The organism is Moraxella osloensis (assembly GCF_001553955.1).
GTDB classification, from domain to species: domain Bacteria; phylum Pseudomonadota; class Gammaproteobacteria; order Pseudomonadales; family Moraxellaceae; genus Faucicola; species Faucicola osloensis.
The window spans coordinates 1,249,235-1,267,064 of sequence record NZ_CP014234.1 but is presented as its reverse complement, the minus strand read 5'-3'; the positions used below and the strand labels follow the sequence as shown (position 1 = coordinate 1,267,064).

General features: G+C 44.2%; 19 protein-coding genes. 8 read left to right on the top strand and 11 right to left on the bottom strand.

Annotated features, from left to right (window positions below; genetic code table 11):
• Window positions 1-29 precede the first annotated feature (29 nt).
• Both AXE82_RS05545 and AXE82_RS05540 read left to right on the top strand, forming a co-directional pair.
• Window positions 30-602 carry a hypothetical protein gene (locus AXE82_RS05545; protein WP_062332325.1) on the top strand — a complete coding sequence of 191 codons (573 nt, stop codon included), beginning with the start codon at window positions 30-32 and terminating at the stop codon, window positions 600-602.
• A gap of 62 nt (window positions 603-664) precedes the next feature.
• The gene (locus tag AXE82_RS05540) at window positions 665-1,561 is read left to right on the top strand and encodes a putative RNA methyltransferase (protein WP_062332322.1); all 897 of its coding nucleotides are present in this window, start codon (window positions 665-667) and stop codon (window positions 1,559-1,561) included.
• 10 nt (window positions 1,562-1,571) lie between these two features.
• Here AXE82_RS05540 and xerD read toward each other — a convergent pair whose 3' ends face one another.
• From xerD to recN, 6 genes are all read right to left on the bottom strand, one after another.
• Window positions 1,572-2,516, bottom strand: coding sequence for a site-specific tyrosine recombinase XerD (gene xerD / locus AXE82_RS05535; RefSeq protein ID WP_062332318.1), 945 nt, complete (start codon window positions 2,514-2,516; stop codon window positions 1,572-1,574).
• Between the two features lie 35 nt (window positions 2,517-2,551).
• Entirely contained in the window at window positions 2,552-2,824 is a 273-nt protein-coding gene (gene tusA / locus AXE82_RS05530) for a sulfurtransferase TusA (RefSeq protein ID WP_050324895.1), read from the bottom strand.
• Entirely contained in the window at window positions 2,817-3,269 is a 453-nt protein-coding gene (locus AXE82_RS05525) for a hypothetical protein (protein WP_062332315.1), read from the bottom strand. Before AXE82_RS05525 ends, tusA begins: the two co-directional genes overlap by 8 nt.
• A complete protein-coding gene (ruvX, locus tag AXE82_RS05520; protein ID WP_065252164.1) occupies window positions 3,266-3,751 on the bottom strand; it encodes a Holliday junction resolvase RuvX in 486 nt (161 codons plus the stop codon). The genes AXE82_RS05525 and ruvX overlap by 4 nt, the downstream gene beginning before the upstream one ends.
• Window positions 3,744-4,310, bottom strand: a complete 567-nt coding sequence (locus tag AXE82_RS05515) for a YqgE/AlgH family protein (protein ID WP_062332311.1) — start codon at window positions 4,308-4,310, stop codon at window positions 3,744-3,746. Before AXE82_RS05515 ends, ruvX begins: the two co-directional genes overlap by 8 nt.
• Window positions 4,311-4,409: 99 nt before the next feature.
• The gene (gene recN, locus AXE82_RS05510) at window positions 4,410-6,116 is read right to left on the bottom strand and encodes a DNA repair protein RecN (protein WP_062332308.1); all 1,707 of its coding nucleotides are present in this window, start codon (window positions 6,114-6,116) and stop codon (window positions 4,410-4,412) included.
• Between the two features lie 574 nt (window positions 6,117-6,690).
• Between recN and ppnP the strand changes: the two genes are divergently transcribed.
• From ppnP to AXE82_RS05485, 5 genes are all read left to right on the top strand, one after another.
• The gene (gene ppnP / locus AXE82_RS05505) at window positions 6,691-7,029 is read left to right on the top strand and encodes a pyrimidine/purine nucleoside phosphorylase (protein WP_007115041.1); all 339 of its coding nucleotides are present in this window, start codon (window positions 6,691-6,693) and stop codon (window positions 7,027-7,029) included.
• A gap of 61 nt (window positions 7,030-7,090) precedes the next feature.
• Window positions 7,091-7,867: a 23S rRNA (guanosine(2251)-2'-O)-methyltransferase RlmB gene (rlmB, locus tag AXE82_RS05500; RefSeq protein WP_062332305.1), complete on the top strand. Its 777-nt coding sequence runs from the start codon at window positions 7,091-7,093 to the stop codon at window positions 7,865-7,867.
• 75 nt (window positions 7,868-7,942) lie between these two features.
• Complete coding sequence (locus tag AXE82_RS05495) at window positions 7,943-8,602, top strand: potassium channel family protein (protein ID WP_062332302.1); 660 nt, start codon at window positions 7,943-7,945, stop codon at window positions 8,600-8,602.
• Between the two features lie 37 nt (window positions 8,603-8,639).
• Window positions 8,640-10,037: a TrkH family potassium uptake protein gene (locus tag AXE82_RS05490; protein ID WP_062332299.1), complete on the top strand. Its 1,398-nt coding sequence runs from the start codon at window positions 8,640-8,642 to the stop codon at window positions 10,035-10,037.
• 231 nt (window positions 10,038-10,268) lie between these two features.
• Complete coding sequence (locus tag AXE82_RS05485; protein ID WP_062332296.1) at window positions 10,269-10,979, top strand: exonuclease domain-containing protein; 711 nt, start codon at window positions 10,269-10,271, stop codon at window positions 10,977-10,979.
• 44 nt (window positions 10,980-11,023) lie between these two features.
• On the opposite strand, the gene hemJ is transcribed toward AXE82_RS05485, so the two are convergent.
• The 5 genes from hemJ to aciT form a co-directional block, all read right to left on the bottom strand.
• Window positions 11,024-11,467 carry a protoporphyrinogen oxidase HemJ gene (gene hemJ, locus AXE82_RS05480; protein WP_050324904.1) on the bottom strand — a complete coding sequence of 148 codons (444 nt, stop codon included), beginning with the start codon at window positions 11,465-11,467 and terminating at the stop codon, window positions 11,024-11,026.
• 91 nt (window positions 11,468-11,558) lie between these two features.
• On the bottom strand, window positions 11,559-12,710 hold the full coding sequence (locus AXE82_RS05475; protein ID WP_062332293.1) for an aminotransferase class I/II-fold pyridoxal phosphate-dependent enzyme: 1,152 nt from the start codon (window positions 12,708-12,710) through the stop codon (window positions 11,559-11,561).
• A gap of 72 nt (window positions 12,711-12,782) precedes the next feature.
• Window positions 12,783-13,742, bottom strand: a complete 960-nt coding sequence (gene bioB / locus AXE82_RS05470; protein WP_062334807.1) for a biotin synthase BioB — start codon at window positions 13,740-13,742, stop codon at window positions 12,783-12,785.
• A 223-nt stretch (window positions 13,743-13,965) separates the two neighbouring features.
• Window positions 13,966-15,369: a hypothetical protein gene (locus AXE82_RS12250; protein ID WP_065252165.1), complete on the bottom strand. Its 1,404-nt coding sequence runs from the start codon at window positions 15,367-15,369 to the stop codon at window positions 13,966-13,968.
• A 343-nt stretch (window positions 15,370-15,712) separates the two neighbouring features.
• The gene (aciT, locus tag AXE82_RS05460) at window positions 15,713-16,147 is read right to left on the bottom strand and encodes an AciT family ciprofloxacin tolerance protein (RefSeq protein ID WP_062332289.1); all 435 of its coding nucleotides are present in this window, start codon (window positions 16,145-16,147) and stop codon (window positions 15,713-15,715) included.
• 581 nt (window positions 16,148-16,728) lie between these two features.
• On the opposite strand from aciT, the gene glyQ reads away from it, so the two are divergent.
• The gene (glyQ, locus tag AXE82_RS05455) at window positions 16,729-17,667 is read left to right on the top strand and encodes a glycine--tRNA ligase subunit alpha (protein ID WP_062334805.1); all 939 of its coding nucleotides are present in this window, start codon (window positions 16,729-16,731) and stop codon (window positions 17,665-17,667) included.
• The last annotated feature ends 163 nt before the right edge of the window (window positions 17,668-17,830 follow it).

Here is a 17,830-nt window from a genome sequence, read left to right as displayed (position 1 = left end):
AGCAGAGCACTGTCACAATAAGGAGGTGTGTGTTGAAAGTAACTATCAATGAAATCCCTGTTACACTAGCTTGTAGTGAGGCAGGCAAACAAGCGCTTAACACGGTTGAAATGACGCTTAGACAACGCCAGTTTATCTTATTGATTAAAGAAAATACTAGCTTGGGCGAGCAAGCGGTGAGCAATTTATTGTCTAAGTTAGATTTACAACAACTGATTGAAAAAGGCTGGATTAGCTGCGATGTGCCGCTAGGGCAAATTTTCAAACAATCTAGCACCCCTGTTGCAGCGTTGGCAAGCGCTATTGCCAGTACAGACGCACCATCCGCTGAAACTGTATTAAGCAAAAAATGCTGTGATAAAAAGACGGGCGTGAAAAATTTACAGTCATTCCTAAATACTTATACCAATGCTAAGCTAGCGGCTCCTACCATCCCTGATGTGTCAAACATTGACTTGCCATCGCTGCGAGCAGCGGACACCTCACAGCAGCATCCGATAGCAGATTCAGCACTGGCATTAAAAATACCTGAGGCACTGCAGCCAAAAATGGCTCAAGTGCATGAAGATATTATGATTTTGCAAAGTCTGATAGACGACTGATTTTGCGCAGTTACAGCGGGTTACACGCTTTGGGTTTTTAAAAGCTTTTTTGAGATATTTTTATGGTGGCATTCCCTTCGACATTTTCTGCAAATTTTCGCTGCCCGATCTGCCAAAGTCCGCTAAAGGTGGGTGAAAAAGTTTGGCAATGCAGCGGTGAAAATCCGCAGCAGCGGCAACATGACTTTGATGTCGCTAAACAAGGGTATGTGAATCTACTGCCGGTGCAAAATAAGCATAGCAAAAACCCTGGCGATAGTGATGAGTCGATTATGGCGCGTCGTCGTTTTCTGCAAGCGGGGTTTTATCAGTCGCTGCAAGATGGGCTGTATGACTTTTGCAAAGGGCTATTATCCTCCCAAACATCGGTAAATTGGCTAGACATTGGCTGTGGCGAAGGATATTACACTGAGCGATTTTTACAGCTTAACCCAAGCAAGTTAGTCGCGCTTGATATCAGCAAACCTGCCGTACTTGCTACGGCCAAACGACTTAAACCAATTAGCACGACCACACAAAAATATTGCTTAGTGGCATCTGCTTCGCAAGTACCATTGGCCAGTCAGGCGGTGAGTATGTTGACCAGTATTTTTAGCCCGATTTTGGCGGATGAATTTCATCGGTTGGTCAGCGATCAGGGTTTTGTAGTGATTGCCAAGCCTGCCGTCAATCACTTGATTGAGATGCGTGATGGGCTATTTGAACAAATCGTGGCGCACGACTCAGACAAATTTATCGATGAATTAGCACCGTATTTTGAGTTGGTTAAGCAAACGCGGGTGGAAACCACGATTTCGCTTACCGCTATGCAGTTACAAGATTTATTGACGATGACGCCCTATGCGTTTCGGGCGCAGCCAGCCAGACGTGAAGCATTAATCGAGCGCTGCCAGCAAGCAGGGTCAATGGGCTTCACGACCGATTTTATGATTTATGGGTTTCAAAAAATTTGTCTATAAACAAACAGCCTTAAGCGCGCGGATGATGCTGCTGATGTAGCTGTTGCAGTCTTGCCGTAGCCACATGGGTATAGATTTGGGTGGTTGATAAATCGCTGTGACCCAATAACATCTGTACACTGCGCAAGTCAGCACCGTGATTGAGCAAATGAGTAGCAAAGGCATGACGTAAGGTATGCGGAGAAATTTCGCTTTCGATGCCGGCTTGCTTGGCGTAGCGTTTAATGACATACCAAAAGTTTTGGCGGGTCATGTAGCCGCCTTGTTGGGTCAAAAATACCGCTTGGCAGCGACTTTCTCGACCATTTTTCATGATACATAATTGCGGTCGCGCTACGGTCAAATAATCGGTCAATACATCAATCGCCACTTCGCCAAGTGGTACTAGCCGAGTCTTATCGCCTTTACCGGTAACCTGTAACCAGCCCGCATTGAGATTGACTTCACTGAGCGACAAATGAATAAGCTCAGAGACACGCAGCCCGCAGGCATAGAGCACTTCAAACATGGCTTGGTCACGCATGCCCAATGGGGTCGATGTATCTGGGCTGGCAAGTAGGGCATCGACATCACTTTCGGATAAATCTTTGGGCAGCGCGCGGCCAAGTTTTGGGGTCTTGATATGCTCACACGGGTTGTCATCACGTTGATTGGCGTTGATTTGCCATAAAAAAAACTGTTTAAGGGATGATAAGGCACGCGCTTGGCTGCGCGCTGTTTTGCCTTGTTTATAGAGCGCCGCTAGGCAAGCTAACACGTCACTGGCGTCCCAACGGGTGATGGCTTTGCTACAGGTGGCTTCACACAGCATCAAGTCACGAATATAAGCATTGCGCGTATTGGTGGCAAGTCCTCGGGTTAGCAATTCTTGGCGAAACTGCTGAATATAACTGGGCTCATCATGAAGGTGTAAGGCTTTGACTTGGCGAGGTTGGCGCGCGGCGACTTGGGACATAAATGACTTGAAATCTCGGGGTAAGGGGGCGTTTTTTAACCAGCTTTTTTCTTAATCCAGTAATGATACACATTGGCATACGGATCAGGGTTTTGGTGTTGTTGCGGGTTGATGATGTCTTGCTGCTCGATAAGTTCATGCCCCAGATGACGACAAAAATTGGGGATATCGCGCGTGGTCGCAGGGTCAGTGGCGATGACATGGATCACTTCCCCTGACTGCGCTTTACGAACAGTTTTATGCAGCAGCATAATCGGCTCTGGGCAAATCAGCCCTTGGGTATCGAGTTGGTAATTGGCATCAGGCATGTTGAGTCTCTGTTTGTGGACTTTCTTGGATAAAATTAAAAAAACGGGTTAAATTGGCTTTAAACATAAACGCCACCCCAATCCAGGCGGCTAGAGCGACATAGCTACTGATAACAAACAAGCCAAATCCCATACCGATACACAGCGCAAGCATGCTCGGCTGGCTTAAACGATAACGGTATAAAATAAACGCCACATAGCATGATAGCGGTATGGTCAGTCCAACGAGTCCATAAGGCACCCAATGAAACAAAGTATAAATCGTTTGGCTGTCCTTAAACTGTGACAAGCTCTTTAGGGTACCAAATAATAAAAATAGCGCAATTGCCAAATAAAGCAGATAAATTGACCATTTGTTGAGTCGCTGTGCGTGCTCAATCAAGCCAAGAACAGGGGCAGAAAAGCCTTTGGTCGTTGGCGTAGCAGGTGCATTCAATTGAGTCATGATAACAGCGCCCCTTCGCCACTTCTAAGCCAACTGCCAAGCATAATTGCCGAGGCGATACTATCAATCGGCTCTTTGTCACTTTTGATTAGCCCATATTCCCAAGCCAAACTTTTGGCTTCACGGCTAGTTAAGCGCTCATCCGCCAAAATAATCGGGCGTGGTCGATGCGCTTCTTCGAGCTGGTGCTTGAGCCTACGAGCAAATTTTTTGGCACGATTGCCAAGCTCAGATGCAGTGCCATCCACATTCAGCGGCAAACCGATGATGATGGTACTCACTTGCCATGACTCGATAAGTTTTAGCAATTCATCCCAATTGGGTTTGCCATTATCCATTTTAAACTGCATCAACGGGCTTGCGGTCTGGGTTAAGGTATTGCCCAAGGCGATACCCATTTTTGCGATGCCAAAATCAAGCCCCATCACCGTTTCGATGGTATGGATGTGATGGGTATCTTGCGCCATAGTTAGGTTAAGCATGCCCGATATCCGTACTCAGTTTGTTAAAATCAACACCCAACTGCTGAGCGGCAACTTGCCAGCGAGTCTGATGGTCGATATCAAATAGTAGCCCCATTGATGCCGGCAAAACAAACCAATCGCCTTGGTTGATTTCTTCTTCTAGCTGCCCTTTTCCCCAGCTGGCATGACCCAAACAAAGCTCAAAATGCTCAACGCCTTGACCACCCGCGATACTTTGTAAAATATCCTTGCTAGTGGTGATACAGACGTTTTCGGTGATGGCAAACGAAGAGACCCAATCGGGCTGTCCAGTATGGAGCACAAACCCAACTTCCGGGTTCATAGGACCCCCATCTAAGGGTAATTTTCGGTGCAAGTCGCTGATTGTCACATCAATATTTAATTCTTCAAACAGTTTGGCAACGTTGCTGGTTTCGATGGGTTTGTTAATGACTAGCCCTAACGTCCCTTGTTGGTCTTGACGGCAAATATAGACCAAAGATTGATAGAAAATCCCGCCGTCAATATTGGGCGAGGCTATCAAAAAATGGTTAGTAAGATTTTGGTTTTTTGACATTCAGTGGCATACCTAATTAAAAGCGACTTAAAAGCGGCAAACATTAAAAACAATAAGCATTAAAAGCGATAAACATTAAAAGCGACAAGCAATGTTAAATTAACTGACACGGCGACTTGCTAGCAAACTGCGCGCGTGTTTGAGCGTGTCTTCGGTGATATTGACCCCGCCCGACATGCGCGCTAATTCCTGCACTTGGTCATCGCCCGACAGGATTTTTAAGTGAGACTGGGCTTTCTCTTGCTGGGTTTTGTACACCAAAATATGCTGATGGGCTTGTGCCGCGACTTGCGATTGGTGAGTGATCGCAATGATTTGTTGTTCTTCACCCAGCTCACGCAGTAACTCGCCTACCACTTGCGCCGTGCCACCACTGATACCTACATCTACTTCATCAAATACCAATAACTGACGGGTGGTGGTTGCCATATCGGTCATCGTATTACGGCAAACCCCTTGCGCATCAATGACTTGCATGATAAGGGCTAGCCGTGATAATTCACCGCCTGAGGCGATTTTGTGAATCGGTTGCATCGGCATGCCGACATTGGCACTAAATAGCAAATCGATTTGCGATAACCCGATACTTTGTGGTTTATCAAGTGGGGTAAATTCAAATGCCGCTTGCACATTGGGCAATGCCAATGCTTTTAACCGTGCAACTAGGGCTTCAGCTAATGTCGTGGCATTGGCTTGGCGACTGTCATCCAACGCTTGGGCTTTTTGCAAGTAGGCTTGATAAGCTTGTTCAATTTGCTCTGCCATTGCTTCAGGCGACATCACCGATTGCAAATCATCTAATTGCTGTTGCCAGGCTTGGCTGTCTTCAACAAGGCTTTCAGGGGTGGTGTGATATTTACGCGCGAGTCGGTGGAACGTCGATAACTGCTCATCAAGTAACGCTAACCGCTTGGGGTCAAGGCTTTGTCCTTCGGCATAATTGCTCAAAGTGCTAGCCACTTCAGCGATTTGGGTATGTGCTGAGTACAACTGTTCAACGCAATCCGCATAGGTTTGGCTAAGCTCGGTTTGCGCTTCACACAGTTTAATCGCCCGATTAAGCAGGCTTACCACATCGGGCTCATCACTGTCATTATCCAGTAATTGCACCGACAAGGCGGCTTGCTGCATGAGGTTTTCAAGGTTAGATAATTCATCGTATTCAGCTTCAAGTTCACTGTATAAGACAGTGGCAATTGGCTCAATATCGGCTAATTGATTGCTCAATAGCTGAATTTGCTGCTGGCGCAATTGCTCGTCTTTGGCGTGCTGGGCGGCTTGTGATTTAAGGCGTTCGTACTGCAAAAAAGCCTGTTTTACGTCGTTTGCTTGGCTATTTAAGCCCGTGGCGCTATCAAGCCATTCCATCACAAACTGCGGACGCAGCAAACTTTGCTGGGCATGTTGGCTGTGAATATTGACCAGTAACCCACCCAAGGTTTTAAGCTCATTCATACTAATGGGCATGCCATTGAGCCAAGCTTTACTACGAAGCGCACCGTTTTGGTTAGCAAGTTGCCGGCGAATCAGCAGCGTATCGTCTTCAAATGGGTAATTTTGCTCACTAAGCCATGCCATGACTTCGGGTAATTGACCGATATTAAATTCTGCAAAAGCGTCTGCCGTGGTCTGTCCATGCCGAATCAAACCTGCGTCACTACGACCACCCACGCACAAGGTCAAGGCGTCAAGCAATAGTGATTTACCAGCACCTGTCTCGCCAGTGATAATGTTAAATCCAGCATTCATCTCAACCTCAGCATTGGTGACGAGGGCTAAATTTTGTAAGGTTAACTGTGTCAGCATATCAATCCTATCATTGACGTTAAGAGTGGCACATTGGCGGTCAAATTTGCAAAAACTTTATTGTAACCTTGTCATGAAAAGCTCACAATAATCCTAGACAAGTCTTCAAAAATCAGTAAAAATTCCATCTAGCTGTTTCACACTAAACAATAGCATAATTGGGACAATTACAAAATAAGCAACGCAAAAATCCAACTTTCAGTCAGCTGGGTATCTTTGATGGGTATCTGTGTCTAGCAATCTTCGCCTAGTCAAGTTGAGGGCGGTTTCATCGATTGTCATAAAACATAGATTGTCATAAAAGTTGACTAAATTTGATGATATTCTATTGGTCTAAACAACGTCTGCACAAGGATAACGGAACATAATTTTTTATCAACCGTTAACAATCTATCGGCAATACCATTGGCTGATTGCGACAAGTCACGGACTGCGTTTGATTATAAAACCCATTTGTCGATTAAAAAAAGCGGGTTGCCGCAAAACGACTTGCCCATCTTTATAATTCTTTATAATTTTTTATAACAAGGCAGCGTTATCAAGTCAACTGACTGTGTATTTTAAGGAGAATCTCATGACGTCACCTAATCGTTTCGACCATGTATCGGTAGAAAAAATAGCGAATGTTTACTATGAAGGTCGTACTTTTAGTCGGACCGTTTGGTTTGAAGATGGACGCAAAAAAATGCTAGGAATCGTGCTACCTTGTGATGCCGATGTGCCCGCCTATGAATTTAAAACCGACTCATCTGAACGTATCGAAATTTTGGCAGGCGAGTGTGAAGTCAAACTGGCAGGCGAGGAAGAATTTACTTATTACCGTGCCGGTCAAGCGTTCTTGGTCGAAGGGCATAGCAGTTATGAGCTACGTAATGAAGCAGTCGTGCAGTACATTTGCCACCTAGAAGGCTAGCGAATAATATACAAAGCTAGCGGCAAGGCAAATATAAAATCGAAAAAAAGGGTCATCAATCATGGCAAAACCGAGTTATTTTTATGGCATTCATGCCGTGCAATCCATCTTGCAACACCGCGGTATCGATGGGTTGACACTCTTTATTCAAGACGGTAAAAAACAAGATGATGCCACGGTAGCCAACATCACTGAGCTTGCCCAAACCTACGGGATTGCGATACAAATCAGCGCCAAAGACAAACTCACCAAGCTTGCAGAAAGTCCGCAGCATCAAGGCGTGGTATTGCAAGCCCGCCCTGCTGAACTCCAAGATGAGGCAGATCTCAAATACTTAGTTGACAAACATCAAGCCGAGCGAAAACCGCTATTACTACTGGTACTTGATCAAATCACCGACCCGAACAACCTTGGCGCGTGTTTGCGTACCGCCGTGGCAATGGGTGTCTCAGCCGTCATTATTCCCAAAAATCATAGCTCAAGCATTACCCCAGCCGTGGCAAAAGTCGCCGTCGGTGCGGTGGAATTAATTCCTTTTATCCAAGTCACTAATCTTGCGCGTACGCTCACTGACATCAAAAAACAAGGGGTGTTTGTGTTTGGTACGGCACTTGATGATACGGCAAAGCCCGTGCAAGACTGTGATTTGACAGGTGATGTGGCGATTGTGATGGGCTCAGAAGGTGACGGTATTCGCCGTTTGACCGCAGATACCTGCGACCAGCTGGTTTATATCCCGATGCCCGGCAATGAACATGGGCAAATCCAAAGTTTAAATGTCAGTGTCGCCACTGGCATGGTGCTGTACGAAGCCAGTCGCCAGCGCGCTAAAAAATAATGAGAAAATATGTTATCTGTATTGATGATTTAAAAAAAATTGCTCAGGAAGTGGGCTAAGAAAGGAAAAATCAAAATGCAATTTGCCATTATCGGACTGGGTGTTTTTGGTATTACCTGCGCTAAAGAGCTTGAAAAATTGGGCAACCAAGTCCTAGCGATTGATATTGATGAAAAACTGGTCGATGACATCAGTGAACATGTCACCCGTGCCGTGATTGCTGATGCCACCGACAAAGACACCATAGAAGAGCTTGACCTTGCAAGTTTCGACGGCGTGCTCGTGAGCATTGGTGATAACCTTGAAGCCAGCTTGCTATGTACACTCAACCTACTAAGCCTAAACGTACAAAACCTATGGGTGAAAGCCAAAACCGACTCCCATCACCAAATCCTAAAAAGCTTAGGCGTGAATAATATTATTCACCCCGAACAAGACATGGGGATTCGTATTGCCCAAAAAATGAACTATCCGATGGTCAAACAATACATGGCATTGGGTGACGAGCAGTTTTTGGTTCGTCTAGACCCGCCTGAGCAGTGGCGAGGGCACCCGTGGTCGGATGTACAACACAGCCATCCTGATATTACTTTTATCATGCTAAAACGCAACCAGCAAATCTTTAACCAATTACCCGATGGCTTTTTCTTTCAAGGTGGGGATAAATTGGTGGTGGGTGGTGATACCCAAGCGCTGCGTCGCCTTGCCAAAGCCATTCGCCAAACGGCTATTTAGCTCACCACTCACGCAAAAAAGGTAATTAGGTGTAGATATGCCGTTTCGTGAAGTCAAAAAAGGCGAAAAACCAAAGATTGTTGATAAATCAAAACCCAGCACTCACGACCTAGAGCCGCCTACCAAACAGGGACTGCAGTTGTCCTCGCCTGCGATTTTGTCCTTGGGGTTTTTAGCGTTAATTGTGATGGGGACGGTTTTGCTGTCATTGCCAATCGCAACAATTCAACCGATTAGTCTGTTAGCAGCAGCCTTTACCGCGACGTCTGCGGTGACGGTCACGGGACTAAATGTCGTAGATACCGCTAACTATACCACGTTTGGACAACTGGTGATTGCCGCGCTGATTCAATTTGGCGGGCTAGGTTTTATGACCTTTGCGATTTTGGTATTGACCAGTTTGCAAGGTAAAATGGGATTATCCGGCTCAATCACGGCGCAGGAAGCGTTGGGTACCCATAGCAACCAAATTGGTAGTACAGCCAAAGCGGTAATCAAAATTGCCTTTATCACCGAGAGCTTGGGTTTTTTAGGATTAACGCTATTTTTAGCACCGCTAAAAGGGCTAAAAGATGCGATGTATGAAGCATTTTTTCTGTGTATCTCAGCGTTTAACAATGCAGGTTTTGCGCTAAATGGCAACAATATGACTGCCTATGTGCACCAGCCGATGATTAGTTTTATCATAAGTTTGCTTATTATCACGGGTGGTATCGGATTTTTGGTGATTTTAGATATCATCAAACACAAGCGCTGGCAAAAATTTACCCTGCACACCAAAGTCATGGTTTTGGGCACGATAGCGCTCAATGTCATCGGTTGTATGGGGTATTGGTTACTTGAGCGTCATAACGCCAAAACGATTGGCGGATTGAGCGAAGCTGGGCAGTGGTTTGCGTCTTGGTTTATGGCGGTGACGTCACGTACCGCAGGCTTTAATAATATTGATTATAGCCAAGTGACAGATGCCAGTACGTTATTGACCTTTATATTGATGTTTATTGGCGCAGGCTCAATGTCCACAGGTGGCGGTATCAAAATCGGTACCTTTGTGATTATCCTAGCATCGACTAGGGCATATTTGCGTCAGCACCCGCAAGTGACAATTTTTCATCGTGCTATCTCTGATCACTTGGTAAAAAAATCGTTTGCGGTGATGAGCACCTCGATTTTGATGATTGCTTTAGCGGCGTTTATTTTAACCATATGTGAGCCAGAAGGGCATTTGGTTGATATTTTATTTGAAGTGATATCGGCATCGGCAACGGTCGGGTTATCGCGAAATTTCACCCCGACATTGAGCGAACCTGGGCAATGGGTGATTATGTTTATGATGTATATGGGGCGTCTTGGACCGTTAACCTTGGCGTATTTTATCGCAACCCCTAAGCCGACCCGTATTCGTTACCCTGAGACCCATACCCTTGTTGGTTGAGTTGGCGCCCTTATTGGCTAAGTTGGCTAATTTAACAGGGTTAGTGAAGCAGCAAAGACCAAGCAGAACCTTTAGACAGCGATTGATGTAGATAGCGATTGGTGCACCCAAGATACTAAAAATAAGATACCGAAAACCCAAGATACTGAAAACCTAACGAAGCTATCGCCAAATCGTGTATGATGATTGTCTACAACGGGTGAATTGAGCGATTTAGTAAGTTTTAAGGTTATGAGTAGTTATATTTTAGATACAGAAGCGCATGGATTGGTTGAGCCACATGCAACCGAAATTGCCTACATTGGCGTGGTGTTTAGTCCAGCAGGCGAGCTGATATTACAGACCCACAACGCCTTTGAGCAGCGCTTTAACCCACACAAAAAAATTACTTTGGGCAGCCAAGCCATCACAGGGATTTTTGACGACGATGTGGCAGACAAGCCGCCGCATACTGATTTTCAGTTACCAGAAGACTGCGAGTATCTTATTGGGCACAATATCGACTTTGATGCTGACGTACTGACCAATGCCAAATGTGATTTATCAAACATTAAGCGTATTTGCACTTTGGCACTGGCACGGCATTTTTTCCCGCAGTTAGATAGCCATAGTTTGGGTGCGTTACTGTGTTTTTTTGAGCCGCAGGTTGCCAAAAAAAATATCAAATTCGCGCATGGTGCCAAATACGATATTTGGTTTACCTTTTTGGTCTTAAAAGCTATCTGCTATCAGCATCGCATCACCGATATGGCACAGCTGTATCAAGCCAGTGAACATGCCCGAAAACCCACGGTAATGCGCTTTGGTAAACATAAAGGGGTTGCCATTAAAGACTTGCCGGCTGATTATGTCGATTGGCTGCTCAAACAAGCTGACCTTGACCCGTATTTACACCTTGCGCTCACCGAACATAGCGCAGGCAATCATGGCAACCTTCTATGATTGAACCCTTGCGCTATGATTTGATCCCTGAAGTGCTAAAATGATTACGCGCCAAATTGCGGTTTAACAATCACCAAAATCACCACAGCGACTAAAATAAACACAGGCACCTCATTAAACCACCGCCAAAAAACATGGGTTTTATAACTAGGGTTATCAATGAGTTTTAAGCGAAATCGACCACAAGCTATATGATATACCGTCAACGCAATGACGCAGGCTAGCTTGATATGTAGCCAAACTTGGGTTTTATAACTGTCCCAATTGGGTAGCAGCATACACAAACCAAAAATCCAAGTGGCAATCATCGCAGGTGTCATGATGCCGCGATACAGTTTACGCTCCATCAATGCAAATCGCTCTTGACTGATTTTATCGGCACTCATGGCATGATAGACAAACAAGCGTGGTAGATAAAAAATCGCGGCAAACCAACACACCAATGAAATCACATGCCAGGCTTTAAACCATAAAAAATATTCTGTCATTGCTTACCCCGATGATGATGCAACTAAATAAGCTTAACCTAAATCAGCTTACTCTAAATAAACTTGCCCTAAAAAAGTCTGCAAATAGCCGTTATTTTAAAGTTTGCATGATGGCAAGTAAATCCGAGATTTGTTGTTCACTATGACGAGCGCTTACGCAAAATCGTAGCCGTGCTGTGCCTACCGGCACTGTAGGTGGACGGATTGCCGAGACCCAAAAACCGCGAGATTTTAACGCGTTGGCGAGCTGCAGGGTTCTATCATTATTGCCAATGACCACAGGAATAATGGCTGTGGTCGGTATTTGATTATCAATAGCTACTTGCCAATTTTGCTGCAATAGCCCTTGACTGAGCTGTTTGATGTTGGCAAGCAATTGCTCGCTGCGCAACGTATCGGTGTGCGACATGGCTATGCTAGTTTCAGTCACGCTGGCAAACACAGGGGGCATCGCCGTGGTATAAATAAATGAACGGGCAAAATTGGTCACATAGTCAATCAACTCAACTGAACCTGCGACAAATGCGCCACTGGTGCCTATCGCTTTACCAAAGGTACCGATATAGATATCCGCTTGCGGTTGGGCTTTTTTATAAGCTTGATAGGGCAAACCAAAACCGTGGGCATCATCTACCATCAAGGCGCATTCATAATGAGTAGCTAACGCATGTAGCGCAGCCAAATCCGCAATGGTGCCATCCATACTAAAAATATGATCCGTTACAATCAGTTTTTGCTTAGCGCTACTTTGCGAGAGCAGCTGTTCTAATTGGCTATAATTGCGATGCCCAAAACGCATGACTTTGGCACGGCTAAGGATTGCCCCATCGACAATGGAGGCATGATTGAGCTTATCGCTAAAAATCACGCTGTCTTTACCACACAACGCTTGAATCACACCGACATTTGCCATATACCCTGTGCTAAAAGTTAAGGCCCGTTCATAGCCTGTCACTTGGGCAAGGGTGGTATCCAACTGTTCATGCCAAAGCGTATGCCCCGTAATCAGGTGCGACGCGCCACTACCGACTTGCTGGATAGTTTTTGCAGCTTGGCTAAACGCTTGTATGAGTTGTGGGTCGGTGGCAAGTCCCAAATAATCGTTGCTGGCAAAGTTGACGTAGGTTTTGCCATCTATGTCAATGGTGGGCGTCACGCCATGGCTAATGGGTGTCAGTTGACGATACAAGTCTTTTTGGCGCTGTTCATCAAGGGCTGATTGAAGGGCAAAATTGGCTAACATACTGTTGAACTCTGTTAAAGCATCGTTAAAGCATCTAAGAAAAAACCGCCACTTCGGCGGTTTCTTGGCATATCAAACGACAGCCAAACTCCCGATGCGACCATTCATCGCATTGGTCACCGGGATTTGTCTAGGCTCGGCTTTTTCAACCGTCAACCCTAAATCGGCAATCAACTGATCATCATGGTTGGTGGTAGCATTATCGGTAGTCAATAAACGATTCCCATAAAAGAAAGAATTGGCACCTGCCATAAACAACATGGCTTGCTCTGCATCGGTTAGGCCTTCACGACCTGCGGCAATACGCACATAGCTGGTTGGGCAAGCAAGGCGCGTAACAGCAATGGTACGAATCCACTCAAGCACAGGCAAGCGCGTGCCTTGCAGCTGATCTGCAATCGGCGTGCCTTCAATGGGTACTAGCATATTGATTGGGACTGATTCAGGGGGTTTTGGCAAATTAGCCAGTTCTGTCAGCAGGTTGATGCGGTCATCACGACTTTCACCCATACCGATGATACCACCTGAGCAAATATTAATGCCTGCTTGACGCACATGGTCAAGGGTAGTTAGACGGTCATCATAACTACGGGTGGAGACGATATGGTTGTAGTACTCGCGTGAGGTATCAAGGTTGTGGTTATAGTAATCTAATCCCGCCTCAGCAAGTACTTGCGCTTGGTTACCCGATAACATGCCAAGCGTCATACAAGTTTCTAACTCCAATGCTTTGACTTCTTTAATCAGCTCAACCACATAGGGCATATCTCGATCATTGGGATGTTTCCATGCCGCACCCATACAAAAACGGCTGGAGCCAGATGCTTTGGCTTTTTTGGCCTCGATAATCGCTTTTTCTACTTCGATTTTCTTTTCAGGTTGTAAGTCGGTGCTATGGTGTCCTGACTGTGAGCAATAGCCACAATCTTCAGGACAATTGCCTGTTTTTATTGATAGCAGGGTACTGACTTGTACCGCATTGGGTGGAAAGTGTTCGCGAAGTTTGTTTTGCGCGAGCAATAGTAAATCCATCAAAGGTAATTCAAACCAAGCTTGGATTTGCTCGCGAGTTGGGCGGCTTTGGGGGGTCAGTGTGGTGCCAATCGGTTGCTCTGATTGTTGAATTGCTAATAAGTCTGCCATGACAGCTATAATCCTAATTAAAACAAAGCTAAAAATGATAAAAGGTGTCTCATCATACCAAAAAAAAACAACCACCTAAAGTGATTGTTTTTTATCATTTAATGACAATGGCTTACTTGTCTTGAGAGCTATCACCACGGGTAATGGAAATATTGGTGATAGGTGATTTATCATCAGTGACTGCGCTAGTTTTGACATTGTCGGCAATGACCTCATCAGACGCATGCTTTGCCTCAATTTCAGCAGATTTACGCAGCGCAGGCGTTAAGTTGTCATTATCGGCTGATTTGGCAAACACGTTGTCAGGACGGATACTATCATCATCTGCCGTACTATCTTGAGCATTAGTAGTATTTTTAGCCGCTTCATACTTCTCTTCGATGGCTTTATTATCGGATGCATCAGAATCACTCGTCGTTTCATCGGTCAGCTTTTGCTTAGCTTGTTCGACTTTATCTTTTGCCTCGCTGACTTTTTCTTTGGCTTCATCGTTTAGCGCATCTAGTTTGTCATCGGCTTGGGTTTTTAATTCCTCAACCTTTGATTTAGCATCATCTAGTTTTTCACCCGCCAAGCTTTTAACATCGGCTAATTTTTCAGCTGCTTGGTCTTTGACGTCTTCAAGCTTGGTTTTAGCATCCGCAAGTTTATCATCTTTGGCTGCTTTTGCTTCATCAAGCTTTTCAGTGGCAGTTTCTTTAGCGTCATCAATTTTATCAGCCGCTTGCGCTTTAACCTCATCCAACTTTTCTTTGGTTTCGCCAAGTTTTTCGTTAGCGGTGTCTTTAATATCCGCTAATTTTCCGCTCGCATCTTCTTTGAGTGCATCGATTTTTTCTTTGGCTTCGGTTTTTAGCTCATCAAATTTTTCCACGGCGTCATCTTTGATTTCAGCCGCTTTCGCTTTAAGAGTATCTAATTTGCTCGTAGCTTCAGAATCACTGTCAGCATTGACATCTTTGGTGTTGGCTTCATTAAAGTATTTGCTGCTACCAGATGCTTTACCCGCGCTCGCGCCCCCAATCATTGCTAGGGCTTTGCTGCAAAGTTCTTTAGCAAAAGGTGTGGCTTTTTCAATCAAGGGTTTTGCTTGTTCAACCACAGGTTTAAGTGGCTCAGGTACTTTTGGCACAATAAATTTTGCGATTTGGTTAAACCACATCAGCAGTGAATAATCACCGGACATTTTTAAGTCACCATTTTGGATGCCCGTCATAAATGCCGTCGCCTCACCTTTAGTGAGCAATTTCACACCCGTCATTGAGTCTTTAAAGGTAATCGTCAATGTTGGCTCTTTGGCTGGACCTGCATGTTGGCTAAAAGTACCGTTATTAATCTCATAATAGCGTGACGTTTGTTCCGCGTCGCTGCCGAGTTGAATGGTAAAATTACGGTTTTCTAATAAGCCTTTAAATTTGTCATCGCCCATTTTGGCAAGTTGGGTTAGACGCAAGCCAACGGCAAACAATAATACGTCAAGCGGATCTGATTTGATTTGGGTTAATTGAGATAACATACGTGTCCTCCAAAATTATAGATTTTATAGATATTGCAATACGCAAGGTCTTGAAATAAATGACGATACTTAAGTCACTCATTTCAAAGAAATTATAATTCGCTACTACAAACGATTTAATAGCTTTGTTATACAATATATTATAAGGGCATCCATGCCAAGTTACAGTAATGTTTAACATATCAGTATCATTTTTTGTAATCAAAGCGTTTGATTTGTGTATTTAAGCAGCGTTAGACAGTGAATATTTTAGCTTCTATCAAGCTAAAGCGCATAAAAAACCCATCAACATGATGGGTTAAATAACTTGCTACTAATTAGCAATAAGGGGATAGGGTTGTTATTAGTGTTTTGAGTCAAACACGGAGGCATGACGAACAAAGTTTTGATGAAAATCGGTATCTTTTTCTAACACCACAGGGCGATGACCGGCGCTCATTTGAACACTACTTTTTAACATGGTTTGGTTAGTAGCAGGTTGATTTGCGGCTTTGTTAAACTTGGGTTTTCCATTTAACGCTATCACAATGGGAATCATCGATAAGCCAATTGCCGCTACATACGCATCCGTACCAGTCAATGATGACAGCGTGACGACTGCCCAATGCAGCCCTTCCACCGAAATCCAGTACACCATGCCCAACATAAAATAGCCCAATACAAAACGGTAAGGGGTAAACGCAATCGCTAGCATACCGACAGTCACTAGAACGATTAAAAACAACCAATTAGAAGTTAACGACGTAGCAGCTAATAATAGACTTGCCGAAATAAGCATGGTTGACCTCACGAAAAGTTATTAAAAACAAATACTTAATCTAAATTAAGTAAAAGCTTGTACGGGGTATTATGGCGGTAAAAAATGAAAATTAAAAGTCAAAACCCAACTAAAACGACAATGGATGACGTATCAAATTTGGCTGATTTATCTTAAAAAAAGCGATTAAAAAGGCTAAAATCGCATAAAAAAGCTAACAATCAATCGTCGAAATCTCTTGTTCAGCGTAACAGGAATTTTCGTAAATCTAGTAAAAAAGTGCTAAAATGCGGTAACTGATTTGTCGCGAAATGTATATTGTTTTAATGCTTTGTAGTTTTGCCAGCCAATTAATTTACTCAATAACCATTGCTATACCTGTAGCTGAAAAATTGGATAAGTTTGCTATTTTGGGCGTTTTAAGTAAAAATATCGTTCGGCAATTGTACCGCTTATTTTAAGTGCTATTTGCGACGCAAAAAAATTTAAATTTTTAATGTGACTAATTAAAAAAACTGACGCTTTATCAAAATCACGTGGACAACTATTTTGATAAACACGGTTTGCCTAATCACCGACTATATAGTGGTAATTCTCGTATGATGACGTTTCAACAATTGATTTTAACTTTGCAAAATTATTGGGCAGAAAAAGGCTGTGTGGTGTTACAGCCTTACGATATGGAAATGGGTGCAGGCACGTTTCATACCGCCACTTTCTTACGAGCATTAGGTCCAGAGCGTTGGCATGCCGCCTATGTGCAGCCATCACGCCGTCCCACGGATGGTCGCTATGGCGACAACCCAAACCGTTTACAACATTATTATCAGTTCCAAGTGGTACTAAAACCCAATCCACCTGATATTCAAGAATTGTACTTGGGGTCACTCAAAGCAATTGGCATCGATACCCTAACGCATGATGTCCGCTTTGTAGAAGACAACTGGGAATCACCAACGCTTGGCGCATGGGGACTTGGTTGGGAAGTTTGGCTCAATGGCATGGAAGTTACCCAGTTTACTTACTTCCAGCAAGTCGGTGGTATTGAGTGTTTCCCAGTGACAGGAGAAATCACGTACGGTCTTGAGCGACTTGCTATGTATATCCAAGGCGTGGACAGTGTGTATGACTTGGTATGGACGGATGGCGAATTTGGTCGTGTCACCTATGGCGATGTGTTCCACCAAAACGAAGTAGAGCAATCAACCTACAACTTTGAACATGCCGATGTGGCAAAAATGTTTGAATTATTTGATTTTTATGAAAGCCAAGCTGACAAATTGGTCGGTCTTAATTTGCCGCTGCCTGCGTATGAAATGGTACTCAAAGCGTCACATACCTTTAACTTGTTGGATGCGCGTGGGGCGATTTCAGTCACTGAGCGTCAGCGCTTTATCTTGCGTGTGCGTACATTGGCACGTAAGGTCGCACAAAGCTATGTAGAAACGCGCGCCAAATTGGGCTTCCCATTGGCAGATGACGCACATAAAGCGGATGCGTTAGAAAAATATCTACCAAAAGAAGCTATTTCAAAACAATAGATGAAAGAAGCGGATAAATCACAATAGTTTCACCACATCGACGAAAAAATTTTTTTGAACAGCAAAATTGAAAAAGGCAATAGATAGTTTCTATTGCCTTTTTTCTTGCCTTATTTTATTGATTATTTTGTTATCAACGCTAATAAAAAATATCAAATTATCA